Origin of the sequence: Duganella sp. 3397 (genome assembly GCF_031456625.1) — a bacterium.
Classification (GTDB): domain Bacteria; phylum Pseudomonadota; class Gammaproteobacteria; order Burkholderiales; family Burkholderiaceae_D; genus Rugamonas; species Rugamonas phyllosphaerae.
Genome location: NZ_JAVDVB010000001.1, coordinates 715,471 through 733,072, shown reverse-complemented (window position 1 = coordinate 733,072; position 17,602 = coordinate 715,471). Strand labels below are relative to the sequence as shown.

Genomic DNA, 17,602 nt, shown 5'->3' with positions numbered 1-17,602 from the left:
GTGTTACTCCTTAAGCGACGTAGCAAATAACTTCGCCGCCGACACCGGTAGCGCGTGCTTTGCGATCGGTCATGACGCCTTGCGGAGTCGACACGATGGCCACACCCAGACCGTTCATCACCGTTGGGATCTCGTCCTTGCCTTTGTAGACGCGCAGGCCCGGACGGGATACGCGCTCCAAGCGCTCGATGACGGGACGACCGACATAATATTTCAAACCGATTTTCAGTTCCGCTTTGCCACCATCTTCGGCAACTGCGAAATCTTCAATGTAACCCTCGTCCTTGAGGACGTTGGCAATCGCTACTTTGACTTTCGACGATGGCATGGCCACGGTCGTTTTTTGAACGCCTTGGGCGTTGCGAATGCGGGTCAGCATATCGGCGATAGGATCGCTCATACTCATTGCATATTCTCCTATTACCAGCTAGCTTTAGTCATACCCGGAATTTCACCACGCATGGCGAATTCACGGAGCTTGATACGGCCCAGACCGAATTTACGGAAGGTGCCGCGTGGACGACCGGTGACGGCGCAGCGGTTACGCTGGCGGGTCGGAGCCGAGTTACGTGGCAGGGTCTGCAGTTTCAGACGCGCTTCGTAACGTTCTTCTTCCGATTTCGACTGGTCATCGATGATGGCCTTGAGCGAGGCGCGCTTGGCGGCGAATTTGTTCGCCAGTGCCACGCGTTTCGCTTCACGGTTAATCAGTGCGAGTTTTGCCATGATCTCTTAGTTCCTGAACGGGAATTTGAAGGCGGCGAGCAGAGCTTTCGCTTCGTCGTCGGTCTTAGCGGTGGTGGTGATCGAAATGTTCATACCACGCAGCGCATCGATCTTGTCGTACTCGATTTCCGGGAAGATGATCTGCTCTTTCACGCCGATGTTGTAGTTACCACGACCATCGAACGAACGGCCATTCACACCGCGGAAATCGCGCACGCGTGGCAGAGCCACGGTGATGAAGCGATCCAGGAACTCGTACATGCGAGCGCCACGCAGGGTGACCATGGTACCGATCGGATAGCCTTCACGGATCTTGAAACCCGCGATTGCTTTGCGCGACTTGGTGGTCACTGGCTTCTGGCCAGCGATCTTGGTCAGATCGCCAACAGCGTGCTCAAGGACTTTCTTGTCCGCAATTGCCTCACCAACACCCATGTTCAGGGTGATCTTGGTCAGACGGGGAACTTCCATCACCGACTTGTAACCGAATTTCTCGGTCAGATCGGAGACGACTTTTTCTTTATAGAACTCTTGGAGACGTGCCATGATTTCTTAAGCCTTCACTACTTCGCCGGTCGATTTGAAGACGCGGACTTTTTTGCCGTCAACATCTTTGAAACCTACGCGGTCTGCCTTGCCACTAGCTGCATTGAACAATGCAACGTTGGACACGTGAATCGGCATAGTCTTGTCGACGATACCACCTTGTACGCCAGTCATCGGGTTCGGCTTGGTCGCTTTTTTAGCAACGTTGACGCCTTCAACCACTACGTGTTCTGCGTCTACGCGACGCGAAACGACACCGCGTTTGCCCTTGTCTTTACCGGCCAGAACGATGACTTCGTCGTTTTTACGAATCTTATCCATTGCTGACTCCTTACAGTACTTCAGGTGCCAGGGACACGATCTTCATGAACTTTTCAGTGCGCAGCTCGCGCGTCACTGGTCCGAAGATACGGGTACCGATCGGTTCCAGCTTGGCGTTCAACAGAACGGCGGCATTGCCGTCGAACTTCACCAGGGAACCGTCTTGGCGGCGAACACCTTTAGCGGTGCGCACAACCACGGCGTTATAAATTTCACCTTTTTTGACACGACCACGTGGCGCAGCAACCTTAACGGTTACTTTGATCACGTCGCCAATGCCAGCATAACGGCGCTTGGAGCCACCCAATACCTTGATGCACAAAACTTCTTTTGCACCGGTATTGTCGGCAACTTCGAGCCGGCTTTCAGTTTGAATCATAGTATTCTCTTTCCCAACTTAAGCCGAAGAATCCACACAATGCGGACCTGCGGTCAGTCTTGGTCCCGCCAATGCGCTCTTGCAGAGCCCATTGTTTGGGTGCTTGACCTTCGTACTGCTACTGACCGCACGGTTCAGCGTCTGTGGCCAGACACTTTGCGGCGTTACATGAACGAAGCCCGCAAGTATTACATACCTTTTGCGGGCTTGCAAGAACTAATTGAAAAGCGCCGCCGAAACCACAGTTCCGGCGGCGATATCTTCAATTAAACGATTTGCGCGGCTTGCACCACGCGAGTCACGGTCCATGCCTTCGTTTTGGAGATCGGACGACCTTCCACGATTTCCACCGTGTCACCGGCTTTCACCTGGTTGGTCTCGTCGTGCGCGTGATACTTGTTCGAGCGCACGATGATCTTGCCGTACAAAGGATGTTTGACGTGACGTTCGATCAGAACGGTAACGGTTTTGTCCATTTTGTCGGACACCACTTTACCGATCAGGGTGCGCTTGAGCGACTTTACTGGTTCGGTCATTTGGCTTCCTTGGTGTTCATTACCGTTTTTACGCGTGCGATATCGCGACGTACCTTCTTGAGCTGCGAAGTGTTGCTCAGCTGCTGCGTAGCGGTTTGCATACGCAGGCCGAACTGGGCCTTCAACAGGTCATTCAGCTCTTTTTGCAGAGCTGCCTGGTCTTTGCCGCGGAGTTCAGATGCTTTCATATTTCACTCCTGTTATTGGCCAACTTGACGGACCACGAAAGTGGTCGCCAGTGGCAGTTTGGCAGCGGCCAGGCGGAATGCTTCGCGCGCCAGGGTTTCGTCCACGCCGTCCATTTCGTACAGGACTTTGCCCGGACGGATTTCAGCGACGTAGTACTCTGGATTACCTTTACCGTTACCCATACGAACTTCAGCTGGCTTGTTCGAAATCGGCTTGTCCGGGAAAACGCGGATCCAGATACGACCGCCACGTTTGATGTGACGGGTCATGGCGCGACGAGCGGCTTCGATCTGGCGTGCCGTGATACGACCACGGGCAACTGCTTTCAGACCGAATTCACCGAACGACACCGAAGTGCCGGTGCCATGCGAAATGCCGGTGTTACGGCCTTTCTGCTCTTTACGATACTTTCTGCGTGCTGGTTGCAGCATGATTATTCTCCTGCTTTCTCAGCCGGCTTGGCAGCAGCACGACGGGCGCCTGCAGGACCAGCTGGACGTGGACGGCCCGATGGCTTGCCGTCGTCACGACGTGGGCCACGTGGCTTTTTCTCGTCAGGTGGGGTATCGATGACTGGTGCATCGCCGTTAGGCGCGCGGTCACCTTTGTATACCCAAACCTTGACACCGATGATGCCGTAGGTGGTCGAAGCTTCGCTGGTGCCGTAGTCGATGTCAGCGCGCAGGGTGTGCAGTGGCACACGGCCTTCGCGATACCATTCGGTACGAGCGATTTCGATGCCGTTCAGACGACCCGACGACATGATCTTGATGCCCAGGGCACCCAGACGCATGGCGTTTTGCATCGCACGCTTCATGGCGCGACGGAACATGATGCGCTTTTCGAGCTGTTGCGAGATCGAATCGGCGATCAGTTGCGAATCGATTTCCGGCTTGCGGATTTCCTCGATATTGACGTGCACTGGCACGCCCATGATCTTGGTCAGCGCTGCCTTCAGCACTTCGATGTCTTCGCCTTTTTTACCGATGACCACGCCCGGACGCGAGCTGTAGATCGTGAAGCGCGCGTTCTTGGCTGGACGCTCGATCACGATGCGGCCGACCGAAGCGTTCTTCAGCTTGGTCTTCAGGTAAGCACGTGCTTTCAAGTCTTCGTTCAGCATGGCAGCGAAATTGCCGTTGCCTGCGTACCAGCGCGAAGCCCAGTTACGGGTGACCGCCAGGCGGAAACCGGTTGGATGAATTTTCTGACCCATCGTAGCTCCTTAGTTACCGACGGTCACATAAATGTGACACGATTGTTTCGAGATACGATCGCCACGACCTTTAGCGCGTGCAGTGAAGCGCTTGAGGATCGGGCCCTTTTCAACGTAGATCGTTTTCACGAACAACTCGTCGATATCGGCACCATCGTTGTGCTCGGCGTTGGCGATTGCCGACTCGAGTACTTTCTTGATGATGGTGGCGCCTTTTTTCGGGCTGAATTGCAGAATGTTGAGTGCTGCGTCAACTTTCTTGCCACGAATCAGGTCAGCAACCAGACGGCCCTTTTGGTCCGACAGGCGCACGCCTTTGAGGATAGCTTTGGTTTCCATTATTTCTTCGCCTTCTTGTCAGCGGCATGGCCCTTGAACGTGCGGGTCAGTGCGAATTCACCGAGCTTGTGACCTACCATGTTCTCGGAAACGTACACAGGCACGTGCAGCTTGCCGTTGTGAACAGCGATCGTCAGGCCGATGAAGTCAGGCATGATGGTCGAACGACGGGACCAGGTTTTGATTGGCTTTTTGTCTTTGATCGCTTGCGCGGCTTCGACTTTTTTCACCAGGTGGGCGTCACAGAACGGCCCTTTTTTCAATGAACGAGTCATGATTTATCCTTATTTCTTGCCGCGGCGCGAGACGATCATGGAAGACGTACGCTTGTTGCTGCGAGTCTTCTTACCCTTGGTCTGCTGGCCCCATGGCGACACTGGGTGACGACCGGCTGCAGTTTTACCTTCACCACCACCGTGCGGGTGATCGACCGGGTTCATGACCACACCGCGAACGGTAGGACGAATACCGCGCCAACGCATGGCACCGGCTTTACCGATCTTGCGCAGGCTGTGTTCGGCATTGCCGACTTCGCCTACGGTCGCGCGGCACTCGATGTGCACGCGGCGCACTTCACCCGAACGCAGGCGAACCTGGGCGTAGGTGCCGTCACGGGCCATCAGAACAACGCCGGCGCCGGCGGTACGGGCCATTTGGGCACCCTTACCTGGCAGCATTTCGACGCAGTTCATCACGGTACCGACCGGGATGTTGCGGATTGGCAGGCAGTTACCGGCCTTGATCGGGGCTTCCGAACCGCTCATCACGGTGTCGCCTACAGCCATGCCTTTGGTGGCGATGATGTAAGCGCGGGCGCCGTCGGCGTAGCACAGCAGTGCGATGTGCGCGGTACGGTTTGGATCGTATTCGATACGTTCCACTTTCGCCGGGATGCCATCTTTGCTATTACGCTTGAAGTCGATCAGACGGTAGTGCTGCTTGTGACCACCACCGATGTGACGGGTGGTGATGTGGCCGTTGTTGTTACGACCAGCAGTTTTCGATTTTTTCTCAACCAGGGCTGCCAGCGGACGACCTTTGAACAGGTCGCTGTTGACAACTTTCACCATGCCGCGACGGCCTGGGGAGGTTGGCTTCATCTTAACGAGTGCCATTATTTAGCCTCCTCGGTGAAATTGATTTCCTGGCCAGGCTTCAGGCACACGAAAGCACGCTTGGTGTGGTTGCGACGGCCAGTGTGGGCGCCCGAGCGCTTCTGCTTACCTTCGCGGTTCACGGTTTGCACCGATTCCACTTGCACTTTGAACAGCAGTTCAACGGCAGCCTTGATTTCTGGCTTGGTTGCGTCGGTGGTGACGCGGAACACGATCTGCTCGTTCTTTTCCGCGACCATGGTGGCCTTCTCGGAAATCACTGGAGCAACCAGCACCTTCATCAGGCGCTCTTCGCTAAATTTCAATGCGCTCATGCCAGCATCTCCTCAATCTTGGCCAATGCAGCTTTGGTGACCACGATCTTCTTGTAGAACACCAGGGACATCGGATCTGCGTGACGTGGTTCAACAACCAGGACGTTAGGCAGGTTACGCGATGCCAGTTCCAGGTTTTCGTTGGCGACGTCGGTGATGATCAGCACGGACTCGAGGCCCATACCGGTCAGCTTTTGCGACAGCAGCTTGGTTTTTGGAGCTTCGATAGCGAAGTCTTCAACAACAACCAGGCGCTCTTCACGAGCCAACTGGGACAGGATCGAGCAGATACCTGCGCGATACATCTTCTTGTTCACTTTGTGGGTGAAGTTCTCGTCAGGCGAGTTCGGGAAGATGCGACCACCGCCGCGCCACAGTGGCGACGACGACATACCAGCACGAGCACGGCCGGTACCTTTTTGGCGCCATGGCTTCTTGGTCGTGTGGTGGACTTCTTCACGGTCTTTTTGTTTACGGTTGCCGCTGCGAGCATTGGCTTGGTAAGCAACGACGATCTGGTGGATCAGGGCTTCGTTGTAGTCACGGCCGAAAACGGAGTCGGCGGCAGCAACGTTAGAGGCGGCTTGACCTTGAGCATTCAAGAGCTTGAGTTCCATCGTTTAAGCTCCCTTCTTTGCTTTAACTTTGACAGCAGGCGATACCACTACCTGGCCGTTTTTGGCGCCAGGAATCGCACCTTTGACCAGCAGCAGCTGACGGTCGGCGTCGATACGGGCGATTTCGAGGTTCTGCACGGTGCAGGTAACGTCACCCATGTGACCGGTCATGCGCTTACCAGGGAATACACGACCTGGATCCTGCGCCATACCGATCGAGCCTGGTACGTTGTGCGAACGCGAGTTACCGTGGGTAGCGCGGCCCGAAGCGAAGTTGTGACGCTTGATGGTACCGGCGTAGCCTTTACCGATCGAAACACCTTGAACGTCGATTTTTTGACCGACTTCGAACAGGGAAGCAGCGATAACTTCGCCAGCTTTCAGTTCGGCAGCTTTGGCTGCGTCGATGCGGAACTCTTTCAACAGAGTACCAGCTTCAACACCGGCTTTAGCGTGGTGACCAGCAACAGCCTTCGTGACGCGGGAAGCGCGACGTTGACCGTATGCGACCTGAACTGCAGTGTAGCCATCAGTTTCAGGGGTTTTGATTTGTGCAACACGGTTGTTCGATACGTCGACAACGGTGACTGGGATCGAATCCCCGTCATCGGTGAAGATGCGCATCATACCAACCTTGCGACCGAGGAGGCCAAGGCTCATTTTTTCTCCAATTCCCACCTACGATTGGGCGGGGATATGTTGAACTACTAAATAAGTACGGTCCTGTAAAAAGAGGAATCCATACCGAAGCCGGCTAGTGTAGCGTGAAAAGACCCTTGACGCAACAACTTAGTACGAGGTATGTCAGGTTTTTGCGGCGCTGTTGTTGAGCGTGAGTTGCGGAGGGGAAAAGCTGTGGTGCGGATGACCATTCGGGCGCGCAAAACGCGGCGCCATGCGGGTTTGGCGGCGCTCCCTGCGTGTGCGCAAATGGCGCGGTGGACAGCGGCCTAGCATCGATCAGGCAGGCGCCGCCTGCCTCGTGCAACCGTCCACCCACCGGAGCTCCCATGAAAACCGTGCTACCCGCAGTGCTGCTGACCCTGGCAGCGCTGACCACCACCCTCGCCTCGCCGTCGGCCGCAGCCGGCGCCAATGGCGCCAGCCGCATCGACAACGTCACCCTCGGTGTGATCGACCTCACGCCGGACGACTTCGAGCGGGCCGATTACGGCATCAACGATCTCAACGCGCGCCTGATGGCCTATTCCAACACGCTCAACAACGGCGGTAGTTACAGCCAGTTCGCGGTATGGCCGGAGCCGTTCATGGGCGGCCAGGCACAATTGCCGTCCAGCGCCGGACCTGGCACTGCGGTAGCCACCGCCAGCATCGCCGTAGGCAATGTCGCCGCCCGCGCCGCCGCCGACGCCGCGCTTGGCGCGGGTAACTCGCTGGGCGCCGATGGCTACCAGCAGGTGGCGCTGACGCTCGCCCCGCACAGCCTGCTCACCGTCGGCGGCGACCTGTTCGCGCAGGCACGCCGCACCGTGGCGCCAGGCGAAAATTACTCGGTGTTCAGCTGGGCCTCGATCAGCATCAGCGACGCCGACGGCACCACAGTAACCGAGCTCGACCGCGAGAGCGCGCTGCGCTGGGATGATCCCGGCGCAACCGAGGCAACCCGCCAGGAGCGCTTCCTGCTGGCATTCGCCAACCCCGGCGAGAGCGACCTGTATCTGACCCTGAGCTTCCTGGCCTACACCGACATCACGGTCAACCCTGTCAACGCCGGCGGCGGCGTGGCGCCGGTGCCGGAACCCGCAACCTGGGCCACGCTGCTGGCCGGCCTGGCCCTGACCGGCACCCTCCTCCGCCGCCGCCGAACCTAGGCGTCGGGGACGTGGATGCTGGCCTTGATGTGTTTGAGGTGGGCGATGATGGTGAACGTCATCACCACCAGCAGCGACCACGAACTCCATTTGCTGACGTGGACGGCGCTCCAGGCGCCGAGCTGGTTGGGGTAGCGCCAGACGCCCCAGAACGTGCTGATGTTTTCAGCCAGCCAGATGAACAGGCCGATCAGCACGAACGACAGCAGCAAAGGCATGCGGCGGTCGCGGTCGAGCGGCCGGTATATCACCATGGTGCGGGCGTACAGCCCCAGCGCGGCGGCGGCCAGGTACCAGCGGTAGTCGCCGATGTAGTGGTGAGTAAAGAAGTTGGCGTAGATGAGCAGCGCGATCAGTACCGCCATCCAGTACGGCGGATGGTGGCGGATGCGCAGATCGAACAGGCGCCAGGCCTGGATGATGTAGCTGCCCACGGCAGCGTACATAAAACCCGAGAACAGCGGCACGCCCCACAGCTTGGTGTAGGCAAAATCGGGGTAGCTCCACGAGGCGATCGCCCCGGACACCTTGAACACCTCGAGCGCAAAGCCCACCAGGTGGAACAGGCACACGGCCTTGAGCTCGTCCCAGGTCTCGAGCTTCGACCACACCATGCCGGCCTGGATCGCCACCGCCGCCACCAGCAGCACGTCGTAGCGCGGCACGCCGAACAGGCCGGCGCGCGGCGTCAGGAACACGGCGCCAAAGAACAGCCCCACGAACAGGCAGGCGCGGGCGTTCTTGACGCCGAAATACAGGAACTCGAGCAGGAAGCGCGGGGCGCCGCGCAAGCCGCTGCGCGGCGCGCCGTCGAGTAAATGGGTGTCGAAACTGTTGAGTGTGCTTAGCATGCGGCAACTCTAGCAAAAAAAAGACCAGGCGCGAAGGCCTGGTCTTTTTTCGGTCACCGGCACGGAGGCCGGCGGGTCAGTTCACGGTCAGCTCACAATCAGAAGAACTTGTAGCTGGCGCTCACGCCGATACGGCGGAACTGGAACGACTCGGCATAACCACGACGCCACTGGATCGGCGCAGCCTGGTCGAACAGGTTGTCGATGTACAGGCTCAACTTGGTGTTCGGGATGCCCGTGTACGCCAGGTTGTAGTCGACGGTGGTGTTGCTGCCCACGTGGCCGCAGGTACCCAGATTGGCAGCCGAGACGTTGTTGGTCTGGCAGTAGTTCATCGAGTCCAGGCTGTTGTTGCTGAAGCCACTGGCGTAGTTGATGGTCATGCCATTGTCGAAGTTACCCGACTTCAGGTAGCCACGCAGCTTGGTTTTCAGGCGCGAGCCCATGTCGTAGGTACCGGCCATGTTGACGTCGTAGGCATTGTCCGCAACGCTGAACTGCTGGTAGTTCTTCAGGTACGAACCTTCCAGTTTCAGACGGATCAGGCCCAGGTCGGTGTTGAAACGACCCGACGCGTCGAAGTCGAAGCCCGAAGCACGCGTTTTGCCGCTGTTGACGTATGGGTTGAACAGCAGGCCGATGGCACCGACGCCACCGAAGTTGAGGGTGTTCGCCGGAGCGTACTTGTTGACCAGCGCCAGGAACTGCGCATCCGAGACCGAGTTGTCCACGCGAACCAGCTGACCTGCTGGCAGGTTGGCTTCGCCACGCAGGATGTCGGACGTGGTGCGGGTGCCGATTTCATCCTTGCGTTCGATATGGAAGTAATCGAGTGCCAGGGTCCAGTTTTTGATCGGTTCGAACACGAAGCCGGCAGTGAACGAACGCGAGGTTTCCGGTTTCAGGTCCTTGTTGGCGGACACGAAGGTCGGGATACCGGCCAGGCAGTCGGCGTTTTGCAGCACGTTACCTTGGGTTTTGTCCGCTGGGGTCACGCCGGCGGCGTTCTGGATCAGCTTGTTCAGTGCGCTGGCGGTAGCGCAGCGGCGTGGGTCGCTGATGCTGTTGGCAAACGAGCTGCGACCTAAGCCATTACCTGTTTCAACAATGTTCGGCGCACGGAAACCGCCGGCAGCCGTAGCACGCAGCAACAGGCTGTCGGTCGCGTTGTAACGCAGGCCCAGTTTTGGCGAGTAGTGCACGTCGCTGTTGGTCGACTTGTCAGCGCGTACCGCTGCGCTCAGTTCTACACGCTTGATCACTGGAATGGTCGCTTCCGCGAACAGCGCGTAGTGATCCATCTTGTCCTTGACTTGCAGACCGGCGATGCCGATCAGCTCACCACGCAGCACGTTGTCCGAGCTGGCCATTTCATATTTTTCCTGGCGGACGTCGGTACCGAACGCAACGCTCAGAGGGCCAGCCGGCAGCTGGGCCACTTCACCCGACACCACGGCATTGGCAAAACCGATTTTCGATTCGCCGATGGTGGTACGGACTGGGAACATCGAGTCCAGCAGCGCGTAGCTGTTGGTGCCGGCAGGACCGTTGAATTTGTAAGCGCCGCTGACGATGGCGTTGGTGTAACCGGTGGCGCTGGCAGCGCGGGTAGCCTTGCTGGCGTCCGAGGTCATGTATCCGACCGACGATTTCCAGTCGAAGCCTTTGACTTCGCCGGTCAGGCTCAGCATGACGCGCGACTGTTTCGATTCGGTGCGGTTGAAGTTGAAGCCATCGCCGGTGTCCATGAAGCGGGCACGGAATTCGACCGGGGCGCCGGTGGTATTGGCCGGGTTATTGGCTGGCAGCTTCGGATAGAAGAACGGACCAACCATTTTGCCTTCCAGCGCGTTGTACCAGGTGCTCGACGCAGTGGTCGGCTGCACGGCAAACGGTGCAACGATGTAATCGTTGCTGGCGCTGGCGTGGGTGATCTCGAAGTTGGCGTCGATATCTTTGCCGATGCGGAAGTGCGTATTGCTGGCCACTGCGTAACGCTTGGCGTTGGTGGTCAGGCCGGTATCGTTGAGGATATCGTATTTGCACAAGCCGTCGCGCGGGTCGATGCTGGTTGCAGGGCAACCTGGTGCTGGTTTGTAGTTGTTGGCGTTGACGTAGTAGTTACCGGTAGGCGAGTAGACGCTCGGGGTATCCCAGGTCGAACGGGCCGGCGTCTGGCGGTGCCATTCGGGGTAGTGGCTGCGCAGGTCGCCGGCCGAATAACCGTCGCTCTTGTACGCGTCGTACGTCAGGTAAGTATTGAACCCGTTGGTATCGATGTCGCCCCAGCCGATGATGCCGGAGATGTTGCGGTTGCGCTGGTCCTTGAAGCCATCGGACTCTTTGTAGTTGCCGGTGATCTTGGCGCCTTCGAAGTCCTTGTACAGGATGATGTTGACCACGCCGGCGATGGCGTCAGAGCCGTAAATAGCCGAGGCGCCGTCTTTCAGGATCTCGATGCGTTCGATCGCCGACGATGGAATCGCGTCGAGGTTGGTGAAGTTTTGTTGTGCACCATCGGCCAGGCCGTATTGCGCAATGCGCTGACCATTGACCAGTACCAGCGTGGCCACCTTGCCCAGGCCGCGCATGTCGACTGCGGACGAACCGGTGGCGAAGCTGCCCGAGCTGCTGTTTGCCGAGTTGATGTCGGTACCGATGGCGGACGAGGAACGCAGGATGTCCAGCGCGGTGGTCTGGCCGGTACGCTCGATATCGTCGCGGTTGAGGATCTGGATCGAACCGGCAGCTTCCTGTTCGGTGCGCTTGATGCTACTACCGGTGATTTCTACGCGCTGCATCTTCGGTTCCACGGCTGCGTCTTGCGCCGTTGCGTGCTGCGAAAATGCCAAACCGAGCGCCATGGCAATGGCGCTTTTTTTCATGGTGTGTTTCAAAACTACTCCCGAGAAATTGATGAATTCCATGCGCTTCTTAGTGCTGTTCGACCGGGTAAGGAGCTCAGCACTTTCGACGTCTGATCAGGAATTTCTCACAATATCAACGAGCAGGAAAAGACTTTATTTCAATTTTTATACGTCTTTCAGGAAATAAGTCCATATTTTGTTGTTTTTCAGTTCTTATTGGAAGTGAGGTTATCAAGCTGGCAGCTATTCTTGATAACAGCCAAATCTTCGCCCCCCACGGTACTTAACGTTTCATGCGGTTGAGCAAGTGGGCGCGCAACATGCGGGCGCCGGCGTCGTCGAGCGGGGCCAGCACGTGGCGCGCCGCCTCCGGGATATGCGCAGCTTCGCTGCCGTCGCTCTCGAACACGTAGTGGCGGAAGATCTCCTGCCATGCCTGGCGCTGCGCCGGCGGCAGGTCGCGCATGGTCAGCAGTGCGTGCAGCAGCGTGGTCGCCGGCGTGTCCATGTACGCGGGCGACTGCCGCCACCAGTAATTGACCAGCACGTTAAAACTGTCGAGCGCCTCGATATGGTGCCACCACATGCTGGGAATGAAGATGGCGTCACCGGCCGCCAGTTCGGCCTGCTGCGCGTGGGCCCACGCGGTAGCAAAGCGCGGATAACGCTGCAAGTCCGGTGCGGCGAGATCGACCAGGCTGACGGCCTGGCCGGCGGGCGTCAGGTCGAGTGGGCCGATGTACAGGTTGGCCAGTTGCTCGGGCGGGAACAGCGTAAAGCGGCGCCGTCCGGCCGCCACGCAGGCCAGGTTGTCGGGCAAGTCGTAGTGGGCGGGAATGCGGGTGCGGTTGCCCACCCAGATGCTGGCCAGCGCATCGCGTTCGCCTAGCGTGACATCGTTTTCAGCCCTGAAGCCCGGCAGGCAGGCGTCGATCGTGGTCGAGCCCACGTACAGCGTCGGTGGACGCGCATCGCCCTGGTGCGCGCGCAAGGCGTCGAGCACGGCGTCGAAGCGCACCTGCTGCATGCTGAAGTTAAAGCCGGAGAGATCGTCGTTGTAAAAGATCCGGCCGTCGATCTCTGGCGCGCCATGCATGGCCATCACGGTGGCGTCGCGGTAAAAGCGGCGCAGGTAGGCGTCAGCCGCCTGCTGCGACTCGCGGGCGGCGCGCACCATGGGCCAGTGCGCCACCAGGCCGCGCAGCACCACCGGCGTGGTGGCCGTCAACAGCGCGTCGGGCAGCGGCGCGCCGTCGCTGCAATCGACCTCGGCAATCGGCTTAGCCACGGTTCTGCCGGTCGATCAGGGCGCGGAAGTTCGACAGCGACGCCACCACCATGTAAATCGGCAGCAGGTAGCCGGCGCGGTGCAGCCGATCGAGCGCGGCCGCGTCCAGCGCTGCCAGCTGTTCCTCGTTGATGGTATAGAGGCCTTCGAGCCGGCGCTCGGCGCCGTCAGCGAGCTCGACCTCGAACACGAACGATTCGAGCAGCGCATGCTCGCGCAGCGCACCGATAAAACCGGCCATCTCCAGCATGCCCTGGTGCAGCGAGAACAGCATCGAATTGACGTGCTCGAGGTAAGGCGTGGGACTGCCCTCCTCCAGGAACACCGCTTCTCCTTCATCGGGGCCGCAGCGCAGGCGCGCATTGTCCTCGTCGACATGGACGGTCAGTTCCTGGCCCGACACGCCAATCAGGAACGGCTGGCGGCGCACCGCCAGCGGCACGTAGTCGGCATCCCAGCCAGCATTGGTCAGGAACAGGTTTTCGCCGGCCGCCAGGCCGAACAGGGCCAGCGCTTCGAAACCGTTGCCGCCTTCGGTGGGGCGAAACACGATCGGGTAATGCGCCTGCACCTGGCGAAACTCGGCCGCCACGATGGGCGCGGCCATCTGGTTGTCGCCGAATTCGGCGCTGTGGCCGGTACGCACCCGCAGGTGTTGATGGGTAATGTTATTGAGTAGGGCTGGCTTGGCCATGGTTGCTCTGTGATTGCGTTGACTAAACAAGAAAGGGGCGACGCTTGTCAGCGCCGCCCCTGGTTACACCGCGATGTCTTCGATTAGAACTTGTAGCGCGCGCCCAGCATATACCGTGGGCCGGCTTGCGTCACGTTGATCGTTGCCATGCTGGTACGGCCATGCTGACGCTGGGTCTCGTCGGTCAGATTGATCGCCTCGAGCTGGAAGCTCAGGTTCTTGGTGTAGTTGTAGCCGATGCTCACGTCGGTCTGGCCATAGCTGTCGGTGTAGATCGGCGCTGCCTTGCCCGAACCGTCCACGGTGGCGGCCAGGAACTCGCCGCGCCAGTTGTAGGCCAGGCGCACCGACCACTTCTCGTTTTCGAAGATGCCGACCACGTTGGCCGAATTGCTCAGCCCCAGGATTGCGAACTGGTCGCTGATATTGGCATTGTCGTACTTGAGTGGCGAACGCACGTAGGTGTAATTCGCCTGCACGCCAAAGCCGGTACGGCCAAACATGTGCTGAATGTTCGCTTCCGCCCCACTGACACGCGCCGATTTCTGGTTGGCGTAGCTGGTGGTAAGGAAGTTAGCCAGCGGATCGCCTGGCAGGCCGGTGATACGACCCTTCAGGTTGCCGTCCGGGTTGACACCGGTACGCACCACGCCAGGCTGGCCGTCGTAGGTGCTCAGGATGTAGTTACGGATGCAGTTCGTGTCCGCCACCGTGCAGCCACCGGTTGCCAGCGCAGCCTTGTAGTAGGCGCCGCCGACCGGCGTGTGCAGGTCGTACAGCGAACCCGGGGTCACGATGGTGCCGGCGTAGTTATCCATTTCCTTGCGGAACAGGGCCAGCGAGAACACGCTCTGCTTGTCGTAGTACCACTCGTAGGACAAATCGAGGTTCTTCGACTTCACCGGTTTCAGGGCCGGGTTACCGACCGAGGCGGTGCCGTTGTAGGTGCTGGCGATCGTCCCCAGGCTCAGGCCGCCCTGCAGCTGGTCGTAGCGGGCGCGACCGATAGTGGCGCCGGCGCTGGCACGCAGTTTCATGTCGGCACGCAGGTCGACGTCAAAGTTCAGGCTAGGCAGCACGTTGTTATACGACGAGGCAGTGGTGGCCGATTCGGCGCGCGCCAACGTGATTGGTAATTCGTTCTGCGACTCCCACACCATGGCAGTGCCAGGCTGGAACTGGGCCACCGAGGTGACCTTGGTTTTCTCGAAACGCACGCCGGCCGACGTGTGCATCGGCATGGCCGTATCCCAGTCGGTACCGAACGAGGCATAGACCGACGAGGTTTTCTCCGTCAGCAGACGATCGGTATCGGCGCTGGCAAAGTTCGGCAGGTAACCGGCCTGGTTGCCGGTGGCATTGGCGGTCAAGGCGCGCACGGTCGCAAAGTCGAACGTGTAGAGCGTACCGAACAGGTTCGGCGAGCCGCCGATCTTACTGAAGTAGTCGCCCAGCGGGTTGGCCTGGTAGGCGCTGGCCGGATAGTCGGATGCCTTGCTGGCGCCGCTCCAGGTGTTGTTCTGCACGTTCGAGTACGTCGAGCGGTTCGACGACTTGGTGTAGCCGGCGCCGAACTTGACGGTCGAGGCTTCCAGCACCTGCCAGTCGCCACCGGCCTGCACCTGGTCAACCTTGGCCTTCTGGTAGCTATTGTGGAACCACGAACCGGTGCCCTGGATCGGCTGCGCTGCCAGGTTGGCGGCTGGCATCGACACGATCGGCAGCTTGTTGGTGAAGTCGATCGAAGTGGTACCACGGCTGAAGCTGGCGTTGGACAGGTTGTTCTCGGTACCCCAAGGGCTGTCTGCGCCAGACTCGGCGGTCGAATGATGGACGTCGAAATTGAGCTTGAGCGCGTTGCTGGCCTTCCATACCGTGTTGAAACCGATCGACTCGTTCTTGGTCTTGGTGGCGTAGTCGCCGCCGACGATCGAGATGTCCTGCGGCGAGTTATAGGTTTCCGAGTACGTCAGCGGCGACTGCACGTGGCCACCCGGCCAGCTGCTGGTCGAGGTTGGCGTCTGTGCAAACCATACGCTCAGCTCGTTACGCTTGGTCTGCACCTTGTTTTCCGAATAGGTCAGGTCGAGCGTGGTGGTAATGTCCTTGACGGGACGGAACTGCAAGGCCAGCTGGCCGTTGGTACGCTGGCGCTGGATGCCGTTGACGCCGTAGCCGAAGTTTTGCGGAATCGAGTACACATCGGTCGGACCAGGACGGTTGGTGATGTTTTGCGAACCTGGCTGGCCAGGCTGCGGCAAAGTCGAACCGGCGGTCGTGTCCGAACCCAGGTACGGGCCCTGGTAGCCATTGGCCAGGCCGGCGCGGTTGAAGCCCGAATTGCGTTCCTGGTAGCTGGCGCTCACGGCCACGCCGAAGCGGCCGTCTTCGCTGGTGTTGGTATAGATGCCCGACACTTCCGGGGTAGTGCTGTCGCCCTTGAGCATGCCTGGCAGGTGCTTGTTGGACGTGTCGTGCACGGCTTTCACACCGATGCTCGAGTGCATGCCCGGGTTGTCGAACGGACGCGCGGTCATCACGTTGATGGTAGCGCCAATGCCGCCGCTCGGGTTGTCGGCGCGGCCGGACTTGTACACCTGCAGCTGCGAAATCGCTTCCGAAGCCAGGTTCGAGAAGTCGAACGAACGGCCACCCAGGTCGCCCAGGTCGGTGGTTGGCATCTGGCGGCCATTGAGCAGCACCAGGTTGAAGTCGGGACCGAGGCCGCGCACGGTGACCTTCTGCCCTTCGCCGTTGCTGCGGTCGATCGACACGCCACTGATGCGTTGCAGCGATTCGGCCAGGTTGGTATCGGGGAATTTACCGATGTCGTCAGCGACGATGCCGTCAACGATGCCGTCGCTGTTGCGCTTCATGTTCATGGTGGACTGCATGCTGGCGCGGATGCCGGAGACGACCACTTTTGGACCGTCGACATCGCCAGGTACAGGGCCGGACTGCTGTTGCGCATGGGCTGGCGCGAAGGTTGCGAACGTAGCGCAAGCGCCCGCCACAGCCATGGAGATCAGGCGGCGTTGCTTCGGCAGGCGGCTTGAAAACGTTTTCAGATTTTGGTGCATTTTGTCTCCGTTGTTTGTCAGTTTATTTTTACAACTTATTTTCGGGTAAAGCAGGCGGGGCGGTGGTAGCCCCGGGGGGGGGCGGGTTACAACACGAGCTGCCGGGTGGCGTGCTTGGCGTGTAGATAGCGCTATCAAGAATATGAGCAAAATAATTTTTAGTCAATTCAACTCGCTAAATTTGCACGGCAAACGCGGGACTGACGTAAAGACGCAACACCTTTGTAACCGCAAGGCAATTCTGATAAAAAAAAGCCGAACGGATCATCGTTCGGCTTTTTATCAGCTGGCAGCGCAGGCGCCGCCCGGCTTGAATGCCATTATTGCAGTTTGATTTCGACGTCAACACCAGCTGGCAGGTCCAGCTTCATCAGTGCGTCAACGGTCTTGTCGGTTGGGTCGACGATGTCCATCAGGCGCTGGTGGGTACGGATCTCGAACTGGTCGCGCGAGGTTTTGTTGACGTGCGGGGAACGCAGTACGTCAAAACGCTGGATGCGGGTTGGCAGTGGAACTGGACCCTTGACCACGGCGCCGGTACGCTTGGCGGTGTCAACGATTTCCAGTGCGGACTGGTCGATGAGCTTGTAGTCGAAAGCTTTCAGGCGGATACGGATTTTCTGGTTTGGTGCGGACATGATATTTCCTCGAAAAGAGCGAACTGGCTACTATGTAGCGCCAGCAAATTTAAA

Annotated in this window: 22 protein-coding genes; 1 reads left to right on the top strand and 21 read right to left on the bottom strand. The window is 59.0% G+C overall.

Annotation, left to right across the window (positions count from 1 at the left end):
- Positions 1-10 precede the first annotated feature (10 nt).
- From rpsH to rplC, 15 genes are all read right to left on the bottom strand, one after another.
- Positions 11-406 (bottom strand): 30S ribosomal protein S8, encoded by a 396-nt coding sequence (gene rpsH, locus J2X54_RS03205; RefSeq protein WP_019923481.1) that lies wholly within the window; start codon positions 404-406, stop codon positions 11-13.
- 14 nt (positions 407-420) lie between these two features.
- A complete protein-coding gene (gene rpsN, locus J2X54_RS03200; RefSeq protein WP_019923482.1) occupies positions 421-726 on the bottom strand; it encodes a 30S ribosomal protein S14 in 306 nt (101 codons plus the stop codon).
- A gap of 6 nt (positions 727-732) precedes the next feature.
- On the bottom strand, positions 733-1,272 hold the full coding sequence (gene rplE / locus J2X54_RS03195) for a 50S ribosomal protein L5 (RefSeq protein WP_070245983.1): 540 nt from the start codon (positions 1,270-1,272) through the stop codon (positions 733-735).
- 6 nt (positions 1,273-1,278) lie between these two features.
- Entirely contained in the window at positions 1,279-1,593 is a 315-nt protein-coding gene (rplX, locus tag J2X54_RS03190) for a 50S ribosomal protein L24 (RefSeq protein ID WP_019923484.1), read from the bottom strand.
- A gap of 10 nt (positions 1,594-1,603) precedes the next feature.
- A complete protein-coding gene (gene rplN, locus J2X54_RS03185; RefSeq protein WP_019923485.1) occupies positions 1,604-1,972 on the bottom strand; it encodes a 50S ribosomal protein L14 in 369 nt (122 codons plus the stop codon).
- Positions 1,973-2,238: 266 nt separating this feature from the next.
- Complete coding sequence (rpsQ, locus tag J2X54_RS03180; protein WP_008444314.1) at positions 2,239-2,508, bottom strand: 30S ribosomal protein S17; 270 nt, start codon at positions 2,506-2,508, stop codon at positions 2,239-2,241.
- Entirely contained in the window at positions 2,505-2,696 is a 192-nt protein-coding gene (gene rpmC, locus J2X54_RS03175) for a 50S ribosomal protein L29 (RefSeq protein WP_020704377.1), read from the bottom strand. The genes rpsQ and rpmC overlap by 4 nt, the downstream gene beginning before the upstream one ends.
- Positions 2,697-2,708: 12 nt before the next feature.
- A complete protein-coding gene (gene rplP, locus J2X54_RS03170; protein ID WP_070245984.1) occupies positions 2,709-3,128 on the bottom strand; it encodes a 50S ribosomal protein L16 in 420 nt (139 codons plus the stop codon).
- Positions 3,129-3,130: 2 nt separating this feature from the next.
- Positions 3,131-3,913 (bottom strand): 30S ribosomal protein S3, encoded by a 783-nt coding sequence (gene rpsC / locus J2X54_RS03165; protein ID WP_070245985.1) that lies wholly within the window; start codon positions 3,911-3,913, stop codon positions 3,131-3,133.
- 9 nt (positions 3,914-3,922) lie between these two features.
- Entirely contained in the window at positions 3,923-4,255 is a 333-nt protein-coding gene (rplV, locus tag J2X54_RS03160) for a 50S ribosomal protein L22 (protein ID WP_174864456.1), read from the bottom strand.
- A complete protein-coding gene (gene rpsS, locus J2X54_RS03155) occupies positions 4,252-4,527 on the bottom strand; it encodes a 30S ribosomal protein S19 (protein ID WP_026133139.1) in 276 nt (91 codons plus the stop codon). The genes rplV and rpsS overlap by 4 nt, the downstream gene beginning before the upstream one ends.
- Positions 4,528-4,536: 9 nt before the next feature.
- Positions 4,537-5,367 carry a 50S ribosomal protein L2 gene (rplB, locus tag J2X54_RS03150; protein ID WP_070245986.1) on the bottom strand — a complete coding sequence of 277 codons (831 nt, stop codon included), beginning with the start codon at positions 5,365-5,367 and terminating at the stop codon, positions 4,537-4,539.
- Positions 5,367-5,681, bottom strand: a complete 315-nt coding sequence (gene rplW / locus J2X54_RS03145; protein WP_019923491.1) for a 50S ribosomal protein L23 — start codon at positions 5,679-5,681, stop codon at positions 5,367-5,369. The genes rplB and rplW overlap by 1 nt, the downstream gene beginning before the upstream one ends.
- Positions 5,678-6,298 (bottom strand): 50S ribosomal protein L4, encoded by a 621-nt coding sequence (gene rplD, locus J2X54_RS03140; protein WP_056151025.1) that lies wholly within the window; start codon positions 6,296-6,298, stop codon positions 5,678-5,680. The genes rplW and rplD overlap by 4 nt, the downstream gene beginning before the upstream one ends.
- Positions 6,299-6,301: 3 nt before the next feature.
- Positions 6,302-6,958, bottom strand: coding sequence for a 50S ribosomal protein L3 (rplC, locus tag J2X54_RS03135; RefSeq protein ID WP_070245987.1), 657 nt, complete (start codon positions 6,956-6,958; stop codon positions 6,302-6,304).
- Between the two features lie 350 nt (positions 6,959-7,308).
- Between rplC and J2X54_RS03130 the strand changes: the two genes are divergently transcribed.
- Entirely contained in the window at positions 7,309-8,130 is an 822-nt protein-coding gene (locus J2X54_RS03130) for a PEPxxWA-CTERM sorting domain-containing protein (RefSeq protein WP_310177648.1), read from the top strand.
- On the opposite strand, the gene J2X54_RS03125 is transcribed toward J2X54_RS03130, so the two are convergent.
- The 6 genes from J2X54_RS03125 to rpsJ all read right to left on the bottom strand — a co-directional run bounded on the left by J2X54_RS03125 (position 8,127) and on the right by rpsJ (position 17,548).
- A complete protein-coding gene (locus J2X54_RS03125) occupies positions 8,127-8,981 on the bottom strand; it encodes a DUF817 domain-containing protein (RefSeq protein ID WP_070245989.1) in 855 nt (284 codons plus the stop codon). The genes J2X54_RS03130 and J2X54_RS03125 overlap by 4 nt on opposite strands.
- 98 nt (positions 8,982-9,079) lie before the next feature.
- The gene (locus J2X54_RS03120; RefSeq protein WP_310177645.1) at positions 9,080-11,866 is read right to left on the bottom strand and encodes a TonB-dependent receptor domain-containing protein; all 2,787 of its coding nucleotides are present in this window, start codon (positions 11,864-11,866) and stop codon (positions 9,080-9,082) included.
- A gap of 265 nt (positions 11,867-12,131) precedes the next feature.
- Positions 12,132-13,136 carry a cupin-like domain-containing protein gene (locus J2X54_RS03115; RefSeq protein ID WP_070245991.1) on the bottom strand — a complete coding sequence of 335 codons (1,005 nt, stop codon included), beginning with the start codon at positions 13,134-13,136 and terminating at the stop codon, positions 12,132-12,134.
- Positions 13,129-13,830 (bottom strand): SapC family protein, encoded by a 702-nt coding sequence (locus J2X54_RS03110; RefSeq protein ID WP_310177642.1) that lies wholly within the window; start codon positions 13,828-13,830, stop codon positions 13,129-13,131. The genes J2X54_RS03115 and J2X54_RS03110 overlap by 8 nt, the downstream gene beginning before the upstream one ends.
- An 83-nt stretch (positions 13,831-13,913) precedes the next feature.
- Positions 13,914-16,910: a TonB-dependent receptor gene (locus J2X54_RS03105; RefSeq protein ID WP_310177640.1), complete on the bottom strand. Its 2,997-nt coding sequence runs from the start codon at positions 16,908-16,910 to the stop codon at positions 13,914-13,916.
- 320 nt (positions 16,911-17,230) lie between these two features.
- Positions 17,231-17,548 (bottom strand): 30S ribosomal protein S10, encoded by a 318-nt coding sequence (rpsJ, locus tag J2X54_RS03100; RefSeq protein WP_005663509.1) that lies wholly within the window; start codon positions 17,546-17,548, stop codon positions 17,231-17,233.
- Between the last annotated feature and the right edge of the window lie 54 nt (positions 17,549-17,602).